Origin of the sequence: Kribbella lupini (assembly GCF_039529595.1) — a bacterium.
Lineage (GTDB): Bacteria > Actinomycetota > Actinomycetes > Propionibacteriales > Kribbellaceae > Kribbella > Kribbella lupini.
Genome location: NZ_BAAANC010000001.1, coordinates 458,540 through 478,056, shown reverse-complemented (window position 1 = coordinate 478,056; position 19,517 = coordinate 458,540). Strand labels below are relative to the sequence as shown.

Here is a 19,517-nt window from a genome sequence, read left to right as displayed (position 1 = left end):
GGTACGGCTGTGGACCTCAGCGGCGCCAAGTCGGCGACCCACGGACACGCGCCTCCCCAACTGGACGGAGCCGGGCTCAGGGCAGACCCGTCTCGCTCTCACCGACAGAACAGGCCCCGTTGCGGCCGGGCGGCGATGCCTCATCGTGCCGACCGACAGCCGTGAACCCTACCAGCCAGCGGGTGGGCTGGAGGAGTCCGTTCTCGGCAGCCGAAGGTTAAGAAATCCGCCGACCGCTGACAGAGAAGACAACGAGCGTGGGCCCGATCGGATACGGCCCGCCGAGCAGTTGGCGGGATCCCGCCAGGCGGAACGCCACGACGGCGGCCGGCGGGCGAAAGGGTGGGTGCTGAGGGGATCGAACCCCCGACATCTTCCTTGTAAGGGAAGCGCTCTACCGCTGAGCTAAGCACCCGCGAGCGACGTACTTTACCCGACTCCGGGGACCAGTTCGGACAACGCGCGAGCGTAGTCGTCCGGGTCCCGCGCGTCCGGTACGTCGTTGACCACCGACCAGCGCACGACCCCCTCGGGATCGATCACGAAGGTCCCCCGCAGGGCACACCCACGGGCCGAGTCGAACACCCCGTACGACGAGGCGATCGCCCCGTGCGGCCAGAAGTCGCTCAGCAGAGCGAACTCCAGCCCGGCGGACTCGGCGTACGCCCGCAGGGTGAACATCGGGTCGCAGGAGACCCCGACGAAGTCCGCCGCGCCGAGCAGGTCGGGCCGGTCCCGCAGCGCCTCCAGCTCGCTCGTGCAGACCCGGCTGAAGGCGTACGGGTAGAACACCACGACCACCGGCCGCCCGCCCCGGAGGGAGCTGAGGCGGAACGGCTCGCCGTGCTGCGTGCGTGCGGTGAAGTTCGGTGCCGCGCTGCCGACCAGGTGGGCGGCAGCGGGGCTCACTTCTTGACTCGCGGCGACTTCGGCATCACCAGTTTGGTGGCGGACCAGTCAGCGGTCACCGTCAGGCTGCTGGTCGTGGACAGTCCTGCGGTGGGTGCCGCCTCGGCGACGTCGGCGGCGTCGACGTAGCCGTCCCGGCCGACCTTCGGCGTCATCAGCCACACCACGCCCCCGGCTTTCAGGTCGGTCAGGACGTCGAACAGCGCGTCGACCAGGTCGCCGTCACCGTCCCGGAACCAGAGCAGCACGACGTCCACGACGTCATCGGTGTCCTCGCCGACGAATTCCTCGCCGGTCGTCTCCTGGATGGCGTCGCGCAGGGCGTCGTCGCAGTCCTCGTCGTAGCCGAGCTCCTGGACGACCCAGCCGCTCTCCAGGCCGAGCCGGCTCGCCATGTTCGGCTCGCCGCTCTTGCCGTCCGCGTGGTCCGCGGTCGCGCTCACGTGTCCTCCTCCGTCGTCCCCGGGGACCGGGGGTAGGCGTCAGTAGCAGTAGTCCATCGTGGCCTACCGCGTCGCGCAAGTATGCACGAGGGTTCCGTGACGTGTCCGGTATCCGCGTGCCGCGGAGGGCGCGTGTCCGCTCCCACCCCCGCCGGGAGGCCGGATCTTGCTCCGGAAGGGACGCAAAGTAGAACGCATTCCGAACAGGTGACAGGATTGCTAGGAGTACCGACTAGTGCTTGGCAGGATCGACTAGACAGAACGGCAGGACACCGTGGCTTCCGGACACGAACCACCAGCCATCATCACCGAGGGGATGCCGACCCAGCTCCCCGACATCGACCCCGACGAAACTCGTGGGTGGGTCGAATCGCTCGACGCCGTGCTGGACGAGCGGGGCAAGTCGCGCGCGCGCTACCTGATGCTCAAGCTGATCGAGCGGGCCCGGGAGCGGCAGGTCGGCGTACCTGCGCTGCGGAGCACCGACTACATCAACTCGATCCCGCCCGAGCGCGAGCCGTGGTTCCCCGGTGACGAGCACATCGAGCGGCGGATCCGGGCCTTCATCCGGTGGAACGCCGCGGTGATGGTCAGCAAGGCCAACCGCAAGGGCCTGGAGGTCGGCGGCCACATCGCCACCTACCAGTCCGCGGCCAGCCTGTACGAGGTCGGTTTCAACCACTTCTTCCGCGGCAAGGACCACCCGGGCGGCGGCGACCAGGTCTTCATCCAGGGGCACGCCTCCCCGGGCATCTACGCCCGCGCGTTCCTCGAGGGCCGGCTGAGCACCGACCAGCTGGACGGGTTCCGCCAGGAGGTCTCCCGCGGTCCGCACAAGGGCCTGTCGTCGTACCCGCACCCGCGGTTGATGCCGGACTTCTGGGAGTACCCGACGGTCTCGATGGGTCTGGCCGCGCTGGACTCGATCTACCAGGCCCGGTTCAACCGGTACCTGCACAACCGCGGCATCAAGGACACCAGCGACCAGCACGTCTGGACGTTCCTGGGCGACGGCGAGATGGGCGAGCCGGAGTCGCTCGGCGCGATCGGCCTGGCCGCCCGCGAGGAGCTCGACAACCTCACCTTCGTGATCAACTGCAACCTGCAGCAGCTGGACGGACCGGTCCGCGGCAACGGCAAGGTCATCCAGGAGCTGGAGGCGTTCTTCCGCGGCGCCGGCTGGAACGTGATCAAGGTGATCTGGGGCCGCGAGTGGGACTCGCTGCTGGCGCAGGACCACGACGGCGCGCTGGTGAACAAGATGAACACCACCCCGGACGGCCAGTTCCAGACCTACTCGGTCGAGTCCGGCGAGTACATCCGGAACAACTTCTTCGGCGGCGACCAGCGGCTGCGGCAGATGGTCAGCAACCTGTCCGACGAGGACCTGCGCAAGCTGCCCCGCGGCGGTCACGACTACCGCAAGGTGTACGCCGCGTTCAAGAGCGCCAAGGAGCACGTCGGCCAGCCGACCGTCATCCTGGCCCAGACCATCAAGGGCTGGACGATCGAGGCGCTGGAGGGCCGCAACGCGACCCACCAGATGAAGAAGCTGACCTCGGACGACCTGAAGCTGTTCCGCGACCGGCTCTACCTGCCGATCGAGGACAAGGACCTCGAGGACGCCTACAACCCGCCGTACTTCCACCCCGGCACCGACTCGCCGGAGTACCAGTACATGATGGAGCGCCGGCGTCAGCTCGGCGGCTTCCTGCCCGAGCGGCGGGTGGCCCCGAAGACGACGCTGAAGCTGCCCGGCGACAAGGTCTACGCGCCGCTCAGCAAGGGCAACGAGAAGACCCCGGTGGCCACCACGATGGCGCTGGTGCGGCTGTTCCGCGACCTGATGAAGGACCCGGAGATCGGCGACCGGATCGTCCCGATCGCCCCGGACGAGTACCGCACGTTCGGCATGGACTCGATGTTCCCGACGGCGAAGATCTACTCGCCGCACGGGCAGACCTACGAGTCGGTCGACCGCGCGCTGCTGCTGTCGTACAAGGAGTCGGCCCAGGGCCAGCTGCTGCACGAGGGCATCAGCGAGGCCGGCGCGATGGGTTCGATGATCGCGGCGGCGACGGCGTACGCGACGCACGGCGAGCCGATGATCCCGTTCTACATCTTCTACTCGATGTTCGGGTTCCAGCGCACCGGCGACTCGCTCTGGGCGCTCGGCGACCAGCTCGGCCGCGGCTTCCTGGTCGGCGCGACCGCGGGCCGTACGACGCTGACCGGCGAGGGTCTGCAGCACGCCGACGGGCACTCCCCGCTGCTCGCCTCGACGAACCCGGCGGCCGTGCACTACGACCCCGGTTTCGCCTACGAGGTCGCGCACATCGTCAAGGACGGGCTGCGCCGGATGTACGGCTACGGCCTGGACCAGGACAAGCCGTTCGGCGAGGACATCTTCTACTACCTGACCGTCTACAACGAGCCGGTCCCGCAGCCGGCCGAGCCGGAGAACCTCGACGTCGCGGCCCTGCTCAAGGGCATGTACCGCTTCAGCGAGGGTCAGGGCGACGCCGACGCGCCGCGGGTCCAGCTGCTCGGTTCCGGCGTGGCGCTGCCGTGGGTCCGCAAGGCCCAGCAGATCCTCGCCGACGAGTACTCGGTGGCCGCCGACGTCTGGTCGGTGACCTCGTGGAACGAGCTGCGCCGGGACGCGATCGCCGCGGAGGAGCACAACCTGCTGCACCCGGACGAGGACGAGCGGGTTCCGTTCGTCACCGAGCAGCTGAAGGACACCAAGGGCCCGGTCGTCGCGGTCAGCGACTTCATGCGCCAGGTCCAGGACCAGATCTCCCGCTGGGTCCCGAACGACTACACCTCGCTCGGCACCGACGGCTGGGGCCTGGCCGACACCCGTGCGGCCGCTCGCCGGCACTTCCACGTCGACGCCGAGTCGATCGTGGTCGCCACGCTGGAGATCCTGGCCAAGCGCGGTGACGTCAAGCGCGAGGTGGCCGCCGAGGCCGCCCGCAAGTACCGCATCGACGACCCGACCGCGGTCGCCGGCGTGAAGCAGGAGGGCGCCGGCGCCTGACGCCGGTTGCCTGGTCGAAGGGCCGTCCACCTCCGGGTGGGCGGCCCTTCGTCCGTCGAAACACCCATCCCGCCCGGGTCCGAGATGGGTAGAACGCCCGACGCCCGCGGCCGTTCCGCGCTCCTACCGTCGAAGAACTTTCACCGACGAGCGGAGACCCAGCCATGTTCACCGAACGGATCGAGACGGTCATCATCGGCGCCGGCCAGGCCGGACTGGCCACCGGCTACCACCTGCGTCAGCGGGGACGGCAGTTCGTCGTACTCGACGGCAATGCGCGGGTCGGCGACAACTGGCGAGCCCAGTGGGACACCCTCCGCCTCTACACACCACGCCGGTACGACGGTCTGCCGGGCCTGCCCTTCCCCGGCGACGACCGCTGGTCGTACCCGAGCAAGGACGAGGTCGCCGACTACCTCGAGTCGTACGCCGCCCGCTTCGACCTGCCCGTCCGGATGAGGACCACGGTCGACCGCCTCGAGCCGTCGGACGACGGCGGGTACGCCGTGACGACCGGCGACCGCCGCATCCTGGCCGACAACGTGGTGATTGCCACCGGCACCTTCGGCCGTACGCCGTACCTGCCCGACTTCGCCGTCGACCTGGACCCGGCGATCCGGCAGCTGCACTCCAGCGAGTACCGACGGCCGAGTCAGCTCAAGGACGGTCCGGTGCTCGTGGTCGGCGGGTCGCACTCGGGCACCGACATCGCCTACGAGGTGGCGTCGACCCACCCGACCGTGCTGTGCGGGCGGGACCCCGGCCAGATCCCGGTCCGGCTGGAGAAGAAGGGCGCGCGGTTGTTCTTCCCGGTCTTCCTCTTCGTCGGCAAGCACGTGCTGACCCGGCGGACGCCGATGGGACGCAAAGAGCTGCGGGAGGTCCGGTACCACGGTGGCCCGGCGCTCCGGGTCAAGCGCGCCGACCTGCTGGAACGGGGTGTCGAACGCGTCCCCGAGCGGGTGGCCGGTGTACGGAACGGACGGCCGGTGCTCGACGACGGCCGGGTGATGGACGTCGCGAACGTCGTGTGGTGCACCGGGTTCCGGCAGGTGTTCGACTGGATCGACGTGCCGGTGATCGGCGCGGACGGCTGGCCGGACGAGTCGCGCGGCGTCGTACCGGCAGCGCCCGGGCTGTTCTTCTGCGGACTGTCGTTCCAGTTCGCGTTCACCTCGATGACGTTGCCGGGCGTCGGACGGGACGCCGAGTACGTCGCCAAGCGGATCGTCGCCCGGTCGCACGCGGTGCGCACAGTCGCTGCCGCCTGAGGCCCGGCGCGCGTATTCTCGGCCGCAGGGGAAGGGATACGCGATGGGCATCGTCGACGAGCTCGAGCAGGCGCGCCAGGCGTTCGAGCGTCGGGACTGGACCGCCGCCTACGCCCGCCTGTCGACCGTCGACGACGCCGGCCCTGACGAGCTGGGTCCGGACGACCTGATGGCGCTGGGCACCGCGGCGTACCTGGCCGGTGACGACGACGCCTGCATCAGGGCCTTCCAGCGCGGCTACCAGTCGGGCATCGCGGGCGGGGACACGCTCCGCGCGATCAGGTTCGCCTTCTGGCTCGGGCTGGTGCTGAGCGCGCGCGGCGAGGCCGCGGTCGCCGGTGGCTGGGTCGCTCGGGCGCAACGGCTGCTGGCCGATCAACCTGAGGACGTCGTCGAGCGCGGCTACCTGATGATCCACGACTTCTTCCGATGCCTGGACCGGCAGGACTTCGCCGGGGCGTTGCGGGTCGGCACCGAGATGGCCGAGCTGGGCCGGCGGTTCGGGAACGCCGATCTGGTGGCACAGGGCCTGGTCTGTCAGGGTCGCCTGCTGATCTACTCCGGCCAGGTGCCCGAAGGCCTCGCGCTGCTCGACGAGGCGATGGTCGCGGTCGCGGCCGGTGAGCTGTCGCCGATCTTCGCGGGCAACGTGTACTGCGCGATGGTCGAGGCCTGCCAGGAGATCATGGACTTCGGCCGGGCTTCGGCGTGGACCAGTGCGCTGACGCGGTGGTGCGACAGCCAGCCCGACCTGGTTCCGTTCACCGGGCAGTGCGCGGTGCATCGTGGCCAGATTCTGCGGCTGCGAGGCGCCTTTGTCGAGGCTCTTGAGGAGTTCGACCTCGCGTGCCGGCGGTACGCCGCTGCGCACTCCCGGGCTGCCGCCGGGCTGGCCGTGAGCGAGCGGGGCGACGTACTGCGGATCCGTGGTGACCTCACGCTGGCCGAGGCGTCGTACGAGCAGGCGTCCGGCTTCGGCTACGAGCCTCAGCCCGGTCTGGCGCTGCTGTGGCTCGCCCGTGGCCGTACGCCGGCCGCGCTCGCCGCGATCCGCCGCCTGCTCGCCGAGACGCCCGACCCGGTCCACCGCTCCCGGCTGCTCCCCGCGGCGGTCGAGATCCTGGTCGCCGGCGAGTCCCTCGACGAGGCCGAGCGCGTCTGCGGCGAGCTGACCGAGATCGCGGCCGCCTTCGGCTGCGGCGGTCTGCGCGCGATGGCGGCGTACTGCGCCGGGCTGGTCGCACTGGCAGTGGGTGATCCTGAGCGTGCGCTCCCCCAGGCGCGGCTCGCCACGCAGCTCTGGGGCGGCGTCCAAGCGCCGTACGAGGTCGCTCGGGCGCGGGTCCTGGTCGGGCGGGCCTTCCGCGGGATGGGCGACGAGGACTCGGCGACGGCGGAGCTGACGGCGGCGTTGCAGACCTTCACGTCGGTCGGTGCCGCGAGCTGCCGCGAGGAGACCGCGCGACTGCTTCATCGGCCGTCTCCGGGAGGCCTGACTCCGCGCGAGGTCGAGGTGCTCCGGTTGGTGGCCGCGGGCAACAGCAACACGTCGGTCGCGCAGCAGTTGGTGCTCAGCGAGAAAACCGTGGCGCGGCACCTGTCGAACATCTTCACCAAGTTGGACGTGCCGTCGCGGACGGCGGCGGTCGCGTTCGCCCGGGAGCACGACCTGCTCTGAAAACTGGGTGGGCGTCGAGGTGCGGCCGTCCTAGGCTCTGAGCATGCCTGAGCTGATCGAGCCGACCGTGGCCCTGCGGGACTCCTGGCTGGAGTCGTCGCTGGAGTGGGGATCCGAGACCCAGCACGGTTCCGGACTGCAGGAGTCCGACGACGTGGGCAGCGTCGAGGGGTTCGCCGCGTGGGTCGAGCGGCTGGGGCGGGAGGGCAACGAGGCCCAGCTCGCGCCGGGGCGCGTGCCGGCGGCGTACTGGTGGATCGTTGACGACGGCAAGTACGCCGGCGCGATCACCTTGCGGTACCGGCTGAACGACAAGCTGCTCGACGGCGGCGGGCACATCGGGTACGGCGTACGGCCGTCGGCGCGGCAGCGCGGGCTGGCGACGTGGGCGCTCGGCGCGGTCCTCGACCGGGCGCGGCAGCGCGGCCTGGAGCGAGTGCTGGTGACCTGCGACGACGACAACGCGGCGTCCGCGCGGACGATCGAGCGCAACGGCGGCGTACTGGAGGACGTCCGCGAGACCTGGCTGGGGCTGACGCGGCGGTACTGGATCACGCTCTGACCTGCCCCGAATGGCCCCGGGAGTTGTGCAAGGACTACCGTCGAGACGGTCTGTTGCCGAGCTACGGGGAGTAGTCGAGCGTGTCACGAACGGAGTCGGGCGCCGAGCAGGAGAAGACGTTCTTCGGGCACCCACGAGGCCTGATGACGCTGTTCACCACCGAGTTGTGGGAGCGCTTCAGCTACTACGGGATGCGCGCCATCCTGCTGCTCTACCTGACCGACAAGGCGCACGGGCTCGGCCTCGGGCAGTCGCTCGGCGAGGCGGTCGTCTCGATCTACGGCGCGTCGGTCTACCTGCTGTCGGTGCTCGGCGGCTGGTTCGCCGACCGCGTCTTCGGCGCCCGGCGTACGGTCCTGTACGGCGGGGTGGTGATCGTCTCCGGCCACCTCTGCCTGGCGATCCCGGCCGAGGGACTGGCCTACCTGGGCATCGCGCTCGTCGCCCTGGGCACCGGTCTGCTCAAGCCGAACGTGTCGACGATGGTCGGGACGCTTTACTCCGATGGTGACGAGCGGCGGGACTCGGCGTTCTCGATCTTCTACATGGGGATCAACATCGGCTCGTTCAGCGCGCCGTTCGTGGTCGGCTTCCTGCGCCGCGAGTTCGGCTTCCACGTCGCGTTCGCGGCGGCCGCGGTCGGGATGACGCTGGCGCTGATCGCCTACGTGCTCGGCCGCCGGACGCTGCACGGCCGCGGCGACGCCCCGCCGAACCCGCTGACCGCCGAGGACCGGCCGACGATGCTGAAGGTCAGCGGCGCGGTGATCGCGCTGCTGGTCGTCGTGTTCGCGGTGTCGGCGTGGATCTCCGGCGGCATCGGGCCGAAGCCGGTCGTCGACGCGATCTCGTACCTGTGCTTCCTCGCGCCGATCGCGTACTTCACGATGCTGCTGCGCAGCCCGCTGGTGACACCGACCGAGAAGCAGCAGGTCAGGGCGTACATCCCGCTGTTCGTCGCGGCGATGCTGTTCTTCATGCTGTTCGAGCAGGCGGCGACGACGCTGACCACGTTCGCGGCCGACCGGACGTCGCTGGAGCTGCTCGGGATCTCGATCTCGCCGGAGTTCTTCCAGTCGGTCAACCCGTTCTCGATCATCGTGCTGGCGCCGGTGTTCGCGGCGATCTGGATCAAGCTCGGGGACCGCGGGCCGGGGATCGGGCAGAAGTTCGCGACCGGGCTGCTGCTGGCTGGGATCTCGTTCGCGATCATGGGCGTCGCCTCGGCCGTGACCGGCGACGGCCTGGCCTCACCGCTGTGGCTGGTGCTGGTGTACGTCGTCCAGACGCTCGGTGAGCTGTTCCTGTCGCCGGTTGGTCTGGCCGCGACGACGGTGCTTGCGCCGAAGGCGTTCCTGAGTCAGATGATGGCGCTGTGGTTCCTCGCGCCGGCGGCCGGTCAGGCGATCACGGCGCAGCTCGTGCAGGCGACGGAGGGCGCGTCGGACACGGCGTACTTCGGTGGGCTGGCGGTGGTGACGATCGCCTTTGCGCTGGCGCTGTACTTCCTGTCGCCGTGGATTCGGCGGCACGCCAGGCGGTGACTTCCGTCGCGTGATTTCCCCCGCGCGAGGGAGGCGAATCCCTCGCGTGGGTGAGGTTTTCGGGGCTTTCGCCTTGCAAGCTTGAGGGCATGACAGACAGACCTGTGCCGCGGTGGGCCGAGTGGCTGGCGCACGCGATTCCGTTCATGGTGCTGCCGTCCGGCTTGTGGCGGCTGGGGTTGGTGGCCGGCTCGTCGATGGGGATGCTCGACGACGCCGGGCGTCCGGCGATGCTGCACGGGATCGGGGAGCACGTGTACGTCGTGTGCCTGACGCTGTTCTCCGAGGCGGTCGCGTTGACCGCGTTCGGGATGGTGCGGCGGTGGGGTGAGGTGGTGCCGTCGTGGATCCCGTGGCTGGGCGGGCGCCGGGTCGCGCCGTACGCGGCGATCGTGCCGGCGACGCTGGGGAGCTTCGCGCTGATCGCGATCTGGACGTACGGGTTCCGCGACGTGTTCAGCGGTCACTTCCTGCCGTTCAGCAGCGACGGGGCCGCGGCGTTGATGATCAGCTGCTACGCGCCGCTGAACCTGTGGGGACCGGCGCTGCTGGTGCTGACGTGGGCGTACTACCGGCGCCGGGTGAGCGGGGTACGGCGAGAAGGTGTGGTGGTCTCGTGAGGGTGAATGGCGGCGGGCGTGCCCTGCTCCCGCGCGGGCGCAGGCCCTCAGCGCGAGCGTGGCCTCGGCTTCAGGCGCGTGGCGGGCAGCGGCGGGGCTGGGAGCGGGGCGCCGTCGTAGCCACGGACGGCCGGGAAGCGGGTCGAGCCGTGGGACTCGATCGACGCCATCCAGTCGTTGCGGGCAGCAACGATGTCCTCGTGCGAACGGCCGATGAAGTTCCACCACATCACCAGCTGCTCCTCGAACGGCTCACCGCCGAGCAGCAGGAGCCGGGCGCCATCGGCTCCGGCGGTGAGCTCGATCGCGTCCCGTCCGGTGCCGAAGTACGCCATCTCGCCGAACCCGGGCGCGACGTCGCCGGCGTCGACGACGCCGTCGACCACCAGTACGGCGTACTCGAACTCCGGCGTCAGCGGGACGGTGACGGTTCGCCCGGGCTCGATCATGAGGTCGGCCCCGACGAGCGGGGTGTAGGCCGGGGCCGGCGACGTGACGCCGGCGACCGTGCCGATCATCACCTTCCCGCGCGCACCGTCGAGCTCGAGCGCCGGCAGGTCGGCGTACGCGTTGAAGGTCGGCGTGACGGTGTTGCGTGCCGACTCGGGCAGCGCGACCCACAGCTGCGCGCCGTGCAGCGTCGGAGGTGCCGAGGGCAACGAAATCTCCGAGTGCGCGATACCGGGGCCGGACGTCATGATGTTCAGCTCGCCCGGGCGGACCATCGCGTGCGACCCGGCGGAGTCGCGGTGCTCGATCTCACCCTCGAACAGCCAGCTCACCGTCTGCAGACTGGTGTGCGGGTGCGGCGGGACGAACATGCCCTGCTCCCCCGGTGCGTCGTACGAGTCGACGCGGCGGGTCAGGTCGTCGGGCCCGTAGTGATCGGCGAAGCACCACGCGCCGACCATCCGGCGGTTCTTGTTCGGCAGCAGCCGACGCACCTTCGTGGTGCGCCCGAGCACCACCTGCCGCGGCTCCAGCAGCTCCTGCACCGGCCCCTCGGCGCCCGTCCCGTCGCAGACGACCTCGGCCGGGTCCTTCTCCAAGTCGCTCATTGCACGAGTATGGACTCCGACACCCAAGGACGGGGCTCCCACCCGGTCGCCGCGCGGCCGGGCCCCACGCTCGACCGTTGGAGGCTGGCCGTGCACGACGCACTCGACCTACGTGACCTCGTACCGGACGAGGCCGAACAGTTGGAGAGCTCCGGCTACGCCGTCGGCGATCTCCACGCCCGCGCTCGCCTGGCTGCGGCCGCCGGCGACCTGACCCAGCTCGCCGACATCGAGACCGCCCTCGCCGCGCTGCACCGAGACTCGGAGTGGCCGTACGACGAGCCGGAACCAGCGCCAGACGGCTCGTACCAAGGGGTGGAGGCGCCAAGCCCGATGCCCCCGACGGCTGACCTTGCTGACCGCATCCGCGGCGCCTGGCTCGGCCGCTGCGTCGGCAACACGATGGGCAAGCCTGTCGAGGGCCTCAGCCGAGCCGACGTACGGACCTATCTCGAAGCAGCCGGCGACTGGCCGCTCAGCGGCTTCGTCCCGTACGTCGCGACGCCACCGCCCGGCATCACCCTGCACCCGTCAGCCGTCGAAGCGTCCGCCGGCCGATTCGACGCCGTACCGCGCGACGACGACCTCGACTGGACGATGCTCGGGCTGCACCTGCTGGAGACGTACGGCCGGGACCTGCGCACCGAGGACGTCGCCCGCGAGTGGCTCGACCGGATGCCGTTCACGCAGACGTACACCGCCGAGCGCGCGGCGTACCGCAATCTCGTCCACGGCCTCCACCCGCCGGACACCGCCACCACCCGCAACCCGTACCGCGAGTGGATCGGCGCCCTCATCCGCGTCGACGCCTACGGCTACGCGAACCCCGGCAACCCCACCGAAGCCGCCCGCCTCGCGCTGATCGACGCGAGCCTCTCCCACACCGCCAACGGCCTGTACGGCGCCCAGTGGGCCGCCGCCCTGGTCGCCCAAGCCCTGGTCGTCTCCACCCCCACCGAAGCACTCCGCACAGCCCTCACCGTCATCCCACCCCGCTCCCGCCTCGCCGACAGCCAACGCTGCCTCCTCGACCTCCACGAACAAGGCGCCACCGCCGAAGAGGCCCTCGACTGGGTCGACGAAACCCTCGACTACAACTGGGTCCACACCCTCAACAACGCCGCCATCATCACCACGGCTCTCCTCTGGGGCAACGGCGACTACGTCCGCACCCTCGCCCTCTCCGTAGGAGCCGGCCGAGACACCGACTCCACCAGCGCCACAGTAGGCAGCGTCTTCGGAGCCCTCCACGACGCTGATTCCATCCCGCCCGCCCTGGCAACCGCCGGCAACGGCGTAGTCCGCTCAGCCCTCCGAGGCTTCGACCGCATCACCATCGACGAACTGGTCGAACGCACGCTGGGCCTCCACCACTAGGCCACTCTCTAGCCGCGTCACCATCACCGCGCCACCGCGCCACCGCGCCGCGGCGTCACCGCGCCGCGGCGTCACCGCATCCGCGGAAGTCATGTCGCTGGCCGCCGGCACGCAGCCGTCGTCGAGCCGCGTCGCCCGCATCACCGGGCCGCCTCATCGCCTCGCGCCACCCCATCGACTCCACCCCACCCCGGCGGCCGCCGCTACCCGGACCGCGCCGGCTTCGACACGGCGGTGCTGGACGCGTTCGACACGCCGATCCGCACCGCGCGAGTCCGCCGCTGAGACATCCGCGCCTCCGACCACGCCTCCGCGCTCGCCGCCGGGCATCACCTGCCGCAGTGGCTCCCGGCAGAGACCTCCAGCCCACCACGACCATCCGACTCTCACCGGCCACGTCCACGAACAACGTCGGCCATACGCGCGCGCGTCCCCCAGAGCGATCAGCCAACCCGCAATCGCGCCTCCCCCACCTTCCCCCGGGCAGCACCGCCGCGTTGGCTCCCGGCGGAGTCCCCCAACCTCGCCGCGCCCAACCGCCTCCAATCACCCTCGTCGGCGCGCACCCTCGTCGGCGCGCACCCTCGTCGGCGCGCACCCTCGTCGGCGAGCGCCCTCGGCGGCACCCGCCGTACCCGCCTCTCCCAGAACGTCCGCGCTCGCGATGCGGCTCACGCCTACACCAACCCTCACGCTCACCCTTCGGCGAATCGCGGGACCTCGACCAAGTAGTCGGGACCTCGGACAAGATGCAGCCTGTCCGCGGTCCCACGGAGGTGTTCAAGGTCCCGCAAGGTGTTCAACGCGGCGGTCAGCGGCAGTAGACAGCAGGGTTGGCGGCGTGAGTTGCCGGCGGAGGTGTCCCCGGCCGGCGTGCGACGTTGTTCGTGAGCAGGAGGCACCCACGTGGGTCAGCTGTTGGTCCACTCCAGGAGTTGGTCCTTCTCCCAGGTGTTGATGACGTTGTCCGGCTCGACGCCGCACTCTTCGGCGCGTTCGCAGCCGTAGGGTTGCCAGTCGAGTTGGCCGGGGGCGTGGGCGTCGGTGTCGATGGAGAACTGGCAGCCGGTTTCGACGGCCAGGGTGAGCAGACGGCGGGGTGGGTCGAGGCGTTCGGGGCGGGAGTTGATCTCGACCGCCGTACCGAACTGGCGGCAGGCCTCGAAGACGACCTCGGCGTCGAAGTCGGACTCCGGGCGGGTGCCGCGGCCGCCGGTGACGAGGCGGCCGGTGCAGTGGCCGAGGATGTCGACGTGGGGGTTGGCGATCGCCTTGACCATGCGTTCGGTCATCGGTTCGGACGCCATGCGCAGCTTGGAGTGCACGCTGGCGACGACGATGTCGAGGCGGGCGAGGATCTCGGTGTCGCAGTCCAGCGAGCCGTCGTCGAGGATGTCGACCTCGATGCCGTTCAGGATCTGGAACCCGTCGAGCTCGTCGGCGAGCTTCTTGTTCAGCTCGGCGACGACCTCGAGCTGCTGCAGCCGGCGTTCGCGTGACAGTCCGTTGGCCACGGTCAGGCGCGGTGAGTGGTCGGTCAGTGCAATGTACGAGTGCCCGAGCCGCGCCGCCGTTCGCGCCATCTCCTCGATCGGGCTCCCGCCGTCCGACCAGTCCGAGTGCAGGTGCAGGTCGGCCTTCAGCGCGGAGCGCATCGCCGTACCGTCCTCGGTCAACGCGGCGGCGCCCTGCTCCAGCTTCGTCAGGTACGCCGGTACCGCGCCGTCCATCGCCTCCAGGATCACCGCCTCGGTCTTCGGCCCGATCCCCGGCAACTCGGTCAGCGTCCCGGCGCGCTTCCGCGCCCGCACCTCGGTCGCCGGCAACGCCTCGATCGTGTCCGCCGCCCGCCGGTACGCCTTCACCCGGTGCGTCGGCTGCCGATCGCGCTCAAGGTAGTACCCGATAGCCCGCAACGCCTCAACCGCCGCCGCCACCCCAGCCTTGTCGCTCATCCCCCCATCATGGCGGGTCGCACCGACCATTCCCCGGCAACACCGTCCTGGTCGATAATTTCAGACGTCACTCTCATCCGAGCCGCTCGGTCACGATCTGCCGCATGCGGCGGCTGATGCAGATTCCGGCGAACGTGGCTGGCATCGCCGACGGCGGGCGGCGCACCTGCTGAAGAGACGTTGAGTACGGTCAGCGGACAGTCCGCGTACGAGATCCCCCTTGGCTGGCTGGGCGATGGACACTGGGTTCGTGGGAGCAGGCGTCCCAAGGCCGAATCATCGACTCGCCGGACGAACGATCGAGTATGAACTTCTCGCGAGAGCTCTGGAGGGAGCCGCGAGCGGAGAGCCGTGCGCGGTGGTGGTTCGGGGCGAGGCCGGCATCGGCAAAACGAGACTGATCCGTGAGGTGTGCAGCGGTCTCGGCGACGGGACCCATGTGCTCTGGGGAACCTGTGTGCACTTCGGGCAAGCGACCGTCCCTTTTGCGCCGTTGACCGGCGCCTTGAAACCATGGTTCGCACGCGTTGACGCTGCGAACCGCCGCAAGGTGTTGACCGGGGTTGATGATCTCGGACTGATCTTCCCGGCGCTGGGAAGCGCCCGGGCGAGGGAGACAGGACGTCTACTTCCCCTGCTCGATCTGGTGTTCAACCGGATCGCTGAAACGGCACCGACCGTGCTGGTGATCGACGACCTTCACTGGGCGGATCACACGTCGCTCGATGTACTGGCGTACTTGATCAGCGGGTTCGACGACCAACGTCTGGCTGTGATGGCGGCGTGCCGCGAAGAACATCGTGACGAGGGTCATCCCTTGCACGGCTGGCTCGCTGACATGCGGCGGACGCCCGCATTCAATGAGGTTCAGCTCGACCGGCTGGACTTGGCGGCGACAGAGGTCCAGATCGAAGGTCTGCTGGGACGGGTCGTCGACGTCGAATTCGCCGCTCAGGTTCACGAACGTTCAGGTGGTAATCCCTATCTGACGGAACTACTGACTCGTGACATGTCCGACGGCGAACGGCCCGATGACCTGCTGGAGCTACCGGCAGCGATACCAACGGCCCTCGGCGAGGCGCTGCTTTCCAGCTGGCATTGCCTGTCTGCCACAGCCCGTCAGACCACCCGTGTGCTCGCGGCCGCCGGCCGCCCCACGGAGGTCGACGTGCTGGCCGGCGTCTTGACGAAGCACGGCGGCGTGAACCCCGCCCAGCTGTCCGAATGCCTGACCGAGGCTCAGTACCAAGGCGTCGTGCTTTCGGATGTCGACGGACGGTTGTGGTTCCGGCACCCCCTCTTGGCTGAGGTCTTGGAAGATGCCATGCCGCCGGGCGATGCGGCCCGCGTGCATGCAACTTACGCCCGCGTGCTCGAGGCTCGGTCGGGCACCACGCGTCAGTGCGACGCGGCGGATCTGGCGGTGCACTACGACCGCGCAGGCCATGCTGACAAGAGCTACCAGTGGTCGATCGCGGCGGCTAACTATGCGGTGAACCTGCACGCCCCCGCCGAGGAGGCCATGAACCTGGAGCGCGCGTGTTCGCTGTGGGACGAGGTGTCGCCGGATGTCCGTGGACCGTCGTGGGCTCACATCGATCTGTTGTTGAGGGCCAGCGACGCCTGCGATCGGGCTGGGCGGGTTGAGGCGGCGATCGGATGGTTGGACCACGCCAGAGGGCTTGTGAACCCGGCAGACGAACCGCTGCTGGCAAGCACACTCGCCTGCGCGCTGGGCGACCTCGAGCGGCAGCGCGCAACGCCAGGGAAAACACGGCTCAGCGACAGCACCCAGGCAGTCGAACTCACCCAGCAATTCCCTCTCAGCCCCCAGCGGGCGCGGGCACTGGCTGGCCTCGCGGACGCGGAGAAGTGGGATGACCGTCTGCCTGAGGCTGCGATGCACGCAGACGAAGCGGTTAGGATCGCTCGCAGATCGGAGTCCGGTCCAGCGCTGACGTACGCCCTCAACACCCGCGCGTCCGTCCACTTGCACCGCGATCAGATCGAGTCCTCACTCGCGGATGCGGGTGAAGCTCATCTGCTCGCGAGGTCGTGCGGCGACAGCGTGCAACAAGCGGCCGCCGCGAACTGGCGTGTGATCTGTCTGTCGGAACTCGGTTTGACGACAGAGGCCACCGCGGTCGCCTTGCAAGGATTCCACGACGCCCTCAGGGGAGGTTCGCCACACTGGGGATATTTCCTCGCGGCCCTCGCAGCGGAAGGGTTGTTGCACTCCGGCCGCTGGCAAGAGTGTCAGGACCTGCTGCGTGAAGCCTTGGCTGCGCGCCGCGGTCCCATCCCAAGCGCGGGCTTGCGGATGGTTGCGGCGCGACTGGCCGTGAGATCGGGGAATCTCGCAGAAGCCAAGCAGCACCTTGGGAGGGCCCTCGAACTGATTCCAGGCGACTACCCGGGTCTACGGATGCGAATGGCGCTGGCCGGCGCCGAAGTGTTCACTGCTTCTGGTGAACCGTACAAGGCGTTCGAATGGGTCAAATCACGCATCACCGGCCCAAACGCCACACCGTCGCCCCCTCGCGCAGAAGACCTCCGGGCGGTCAAGTACAGGGATCAACTGGTCCTGCCCCTCGCTGAAGCCGCGGCCGAGCTCGCGGTGGCTGGACGAGATGCCGGTGATGTCGATGCTGCCTCGCTAGCGCGGTCCGGACTGGACGAGACACTCGCGCGCTGGCCTCGCCCACCGTTCACGTCTCCGCCCGACAGTGAGATACAACAGATGCGCAGAACACTGTTCGCCGCTGCAGTCGCCCGCTGCGGGCACGATCCCAAGGAAGCAGCCTGCTGGGAACAGGCGATAGAGAAGTGTGAAGCCGCTGGTGCTCCCTGGCACACGGCTTTGTCCCAGTACCGATGCGCAAGTGCTCTGCTCACGACTGGTGCGGCATCTTCAGCCGTCGGCGGATTGCTCCGCAGCGCACACCGCGGCGCCATCGGACTCGGAGCGCAGCCGTTGCAGCATCAGATCGATACGCTCGCCCGCATGGCGCGGGTTACTCTTCGCGAACCGGCAGAGCCACTGAACATGGATCTCCCTGTACCTGGTCTGGCACACCTCACCGCGCGGGAACGAGAGATCATGACTTTCCTCGTGGCCGGGCGATCGAACGGCGAGATCGCCAAGGAACTTGTAATCAGCGACAAAACCGTGAGCGTGCACGTATCCAGCATCCTGCGCAAAACCCGCACGACGACTCGGGTGGAAGCGGCAGCACTCGCCGAGCGGTTGACCGACCGTCGCGAGGGTTGAGTCCGCAGCCCGACGACCTCTGCTGCCGTACCCGAGTACAGGCACGGCAGCACCTGCCTAGCCGGCCGTCGCTTGACGACGTCGGTAGATCCACAGGGCAGCCAAAGCGACGCCGGCGCCGCCGAGTCCGGATGCCGCGACTGGGACGACGTCGGCACCGGCGCCGTCAACCGGCTTGGGTGCGGGGTCGATTGGTGCCATCGGCACGTCGAGTTTGTACTCGGGGTAGTTGTACTCGAGGGTGTTCGACCGGGACGGCTCGGGTATGACCTGTGCTGTCACCTCCGTCGCAGTGAGCCCTGCTCCGCACAACGCCAACGCTGCTACCGCCATTGCTGAGTGCCTGCGGTTCATGAATCCTCCTTGAGGGACCGCGGCGACGATCGCCGCTTTCCTTCACAGTCGAGCCACAGGGTGTCCCACCACATCGTGTGCGCCACCTCATTTCGGCGCCTCTCCCCCCTTAGAACTCGCGTGCTTCGCGGTGAGAGGCTTTTGACTTCGCCTGCTGTGCCGAGCGTTGACGGCACGCGCCTTCACCCGGCGGCTACTGTCGAGCCGTGGCGAAGGTGATGGGGCATGCGGCTCGGGCTGAGCGGTTGCAGGGGGCTACCGGGGCGCTCGCTACGGCGGCGATGGCGGCGATGGACGAGGAGCTGCCGTGGTTCCGGAGGTTGTCGGCGCAGGATCGGTCGTGGATCGGGCTGGTGGCGCAGTCGGGGATCACGGCGTTCGTGGACTGGTTCCGGGATCCGGAGGCGCACTCGTCGATGCCGACGCGGATGTTCGGGTCGGCGCCGCGGGAGTTCACGCGGGTGATCAGCTTGCACCAGACCGTCGAGCTGCTGCGGACCACGATCGAGATGATCGAGAACACGATCGGCGACCTGCTGCCCGAGGACGACGTGCCCGCCGTGCGGGAGGCGATGCAGCGGTACGCGCGTGAGGTCGCGTTCGCGGCGGCGACCGTCTACGCGCAGGCGGCGGAGATGCGGGGCGCGTGGGACGCCAGACTCGAGGCCCTGGTGGTCGACTCGGTGATCCGCGGCGAGGCCGACGAGTCGGTCCGGTCCCGCGCGTCGGCGCTCGGGTGGACCGGGGCAAGCGGGTCCTCGGAGGTGGCCGTCGTGGTGGGACGAGCCCTCGAAGGAGAGTCCGGTACGGCGAACGTCGCGGACTCCGTCCGGGCCGCGGCGCGCGAGGCCGGCGCCGACGCGTTGTGCGCGATGCAGGGCGACCGGCTGGTCGTGGTACTCGGTGGTACGAGTAAACCTGTGGAGATCGTACAAAAGCTGGCCGCTTGGTTCGGACCCGGTCCGATCGTCGTCGGGCCGGTTGTCAAGGACCTGATGTCGGCCGTCACCTCGGCCCGCGCGGCGGTCGCGGGACTCCGCGCCGCACCGGCCTGGCCGGCCGCTCCCCGACCCGTCCACGCCGACGAGTTGTTGCCCGAGCGCAGCCTGTCCGGTGACGGTCACGCCCGCCGTCAACTCGCCACTGACGTCTACGGCCCGCTCACGATGGGCGACGGAGTCCTCCTGGACACGGTGAGCGCGTACCTCGACTCCGGTGGTTCGATCGAGGCGACGGCCCGGACGATGTTCATCCACGCCAATACCGTCCGGTACCGGTTGAAGCGTGTGGGCGAAATCACCGGCTACTCGCCGGGCAACCCGCGAGACGCTTTCACGTTGCGTGTCGCACTGGCGCTGGGCCGCCTGCTCAACCCGGAGCCGGGGACGCACGTTTTGTAGGATTCCTACAAAGTCGAGGCCGTAGAATTCGT

Annotated in this window: 13 protein-coding genes and 1 tRNA gene; 9 read left to right on the top strand and 5 right to left on the bottom strand. The window is 69.3% G+C overall.

Features of this window, described 5'->3' with window-relative positions; translation table 11 throughout:
- Positions 1-343 precede the first annotated feature (343 nt).
- From ABD235_RS02235 to ABD235_RS02225, 3 genes are all read right to left on the bottom strand, one after another.
- Positions 344-415 (bottom strand) — tRNA-Val (locus ABD235_RS02235).
- A gap of 14 nt (positions 416-429) precedes the next feature.
- Positions 430-909, bottom strand: coding sequence for a peroxiredoxin (locus tag ABD235_RS02230; RefSeq protein ID WP_344168490.1), 480 nt, complete (start codon positions 907-909; stop codon positions 430-432).
- Positions 906-1,352 (bottom strand): DUF3052 family protein, encoded by a 447-nt coding sequence (locus ABD235_RS02225; RefSeq protein ID WP_184793756.1) that lies wholly within the window; start codon positions 1,350-1,352, stop codon positions 906-908. The genes ABD235_RS02230 and ABD235_RS02225 overlap by 4 nt, the downstream gene beginning before the upstream one ends.
- A 316-nt stretch (positions 1,353-1,668) precedes the next feature.
- On the opposite strand from ABD235_RS02225, the gene aceE reads away from it, so the two are divergent.
- From aceE to ABD235_RS02195, 6 genes are all read left to right on the top strand, one after another.
- Positions 1,669-4,395 carry a pyruvate dehydrogenase (acetyl-transferring), homodimeric type gene (gene aceE, locus ABD235_RS02220; RefSeq protein ID WP_344173630.1) on the top strand — a complete coding sequence of 909 codons (2,727 nt, stop codon included), beginning with the start codon at positions 1,669-1,671 and terminating at the stop codon, positions 4,393-4,395.
- Between the two features lie 164 nt (positions 4,396-4,559).
- Positions 4,560-5,666: a flavin-containing monooxygenase gene (locus tag ABD235_RS02215; RefSeq protein ID WP_344168486.1), complete on the top strand. Its 1,107-nt coding sequence runs from the start codon at positions 4,560-4,562 to the stop codon at positions 5,664-5,666.
- A gap of 43 nt (positions 5,667-5,709) precedes the next feature.
- The gene (locus ABD235_RS02210) at positions 5,710-7,344 is read left to right on the top strand and encodes a helix-turn-helix transcriptional regulator (RefSeq protein WP_344168483.1); all 1,635 of its coding nucleotides are present in this window, start codon (positions 5,710-5,712) and stop codon (positions 7,342-7,344) included.
- Positions 7,345-7,387: 43 nt separating this feature from the next.
- A complete protein-coding gene (locus ABD235_RS02205) occupies positions 7,388-7,906 on the top strand; it encodes a GNAT family N-acetyltransferase (RefSeq protein ID WP_344168480.1) in 519 nt (172 codons plus the stop codon).
- An 80-nt stretch (positions 7,907-7,986) separates the two neighbouring features.
- Positions 7,987-9,450, top strand: coding sequence for a peptide MFS transporter (locus ABD235_RS02200; protein WP_344168477.1), 1,464 nt, complete (start codon positions 7,987-7,989; stop codon positions 9,448-9,450).
- A gap of 89 nt (positions 9,451-9,539) precedes the next feature.
- Positions 9,540-10,070, top strand: coding sequence for a hypothetical protein (locus ABD235_RS02195; RefSeq protein ID WP_344168474.1), 531 nt, complete (start codon positions 9,540-9,542; stop codon positions 10,068-10,070).
- A gap of 47 nt (positions 10,071-10,117) precedes the next feature.
- On the opposite strand, the gene ABD235_RS02190 is transcribed toward ABD235_RS02195, so the two are convergent.
- Positions 10,118-11,128: a pirin family protein gene (locus tag ABD235_RS02190; RefSeq protein WP_344168471.1), complete on the bottom strand. Its 1,011-nt coding sequence runs from the start codon at positions 11,126-11,128 to the stop codon at positions 10,118-10,120.
- 9 nt (positions 11,129-11,137) lie between these two features.
- On the opposite strand from ABD235_RS02190, the gene ABD235_RS02185 reads away from it, so the two are divergent.
- Positions 11,138-12,505, top strand: coding sequence for an ADP-ribosylglycohydrolase family protein (locus ABD235_RS02185; RefSeq protein WP_344168468.1), 1,368 nt, complete (start codon positions 11,138-11,140; stop codon positions 12,503-12,505).
- Between the two features lie 911 nt (positions 12,506-13,416).
- On the opposite strand, the gene ABD235_RS02180 is transcribed toward ABD235_RS02185, so the two are convergent.
- The gene (locus ABD235_RS02180) at positions 13,417-14,460 is read right to left on the bottom strand and encodes a PHP domain-containing protein (RefSeq protein ID WP_344168465.1); all 1,044 of its coding nucleotides are present in this window, start codon (positions 14,458-14,460) and stop codon (positions 13,417-13,419) included.
- 235 nt (positions 14,461-14,695) lie between these two features.
- On the opposite strand from ABD235_RS02180, the gene ABD235_RS02175 reads away from it, so the two are divergent.
- Entirely contained in the window at positions 14,696-17,731 is a 3,036-nt protein-coding gene (locus ABD235_RS02175; protein WP_344168462.1) for a helix-turn-helix transcriptional regulator, read from the top strand.
- 560 nt (positions 17,732-18,291) lie between these two features.
- Complete coding sequence (locus ABD235_RS02170; protein ID WP_344168460.1) at positions 18,292-19,485, top strand: PucR family transcriptional regulator; 1,194 nt, start codon at positions 18,292-18,294, stop codon at positions 19,483-19,485.
- The last annotated feature ends 32 nt before the right edge of the window (positions 19,486-19,517 follow it).

Bases quoted from the DNA above. Each gene is read 5' to 3' on its own strand.
- ABD235_RS02205 (WP_344168480.1), top strand. From the start codon at position 7,388: ATGCCTGAGCTGATCGAGCCGACCGTGGCCCTGCGGGACTCCTGGCTG.
- ABD235_RS02210 (WP_344168483.1), top strand. From the start codon at position 5,710: ATGGGCATCGTCGACGAGCTCGAGCAGGCGCGCCAGGCGTTCGAGCGT.
- ABD235_RS02215 (WP_344168486.1), top strand. From the start codon at position 4,560: ATGTTCACCGAACGGATCGAGACGGTCATCATCGGCGCCGGCCAGGCC.
- ABD235_RS02190 (WP_344168471.1), bottom strand. From the start codon at position 11,128: ATGAGCGACTTGGAGAAGGACCCGGCCGAGGTCGTCTGCGACGGGACG.
- ABD235_RS02185 (WP_344168468.1), top strand. From the start codon at position 11,138: ATGGACTCCGACACCCAAGGACGGGGCTCCCACCCGGTCGCCGCGCGG.
- ABD235_RS02195 (WP_344168474.1), top strand. From the start codon at position 9,540: ATGACAGACAGACCTGTGCCGCGGTGGGCCGAGTGGCTGGCGCACGCG.
- ABD235_RS02180 (WP_344168465.1), bottom strand. From the start codon at position 14,460: ATGAGCGACAAGGCTGGGGTGGCGGCGGCGGTTGAGGCGTTGCGGGCT.
- aceE (WP_344173630.1), top strand. From the start codon at position 1,669: ATGCCGACCCAGCTCCCCGACATCGACCCCGACGAAACTCGTGGGTGG.
- ABD235_RS02175 (WP_344168462.1), top strand. From the start codon at position 14,696: ATGGACACTGGGTTCGTGGGAGCAGGCGTCCCAAGGCCGAATCATCGA.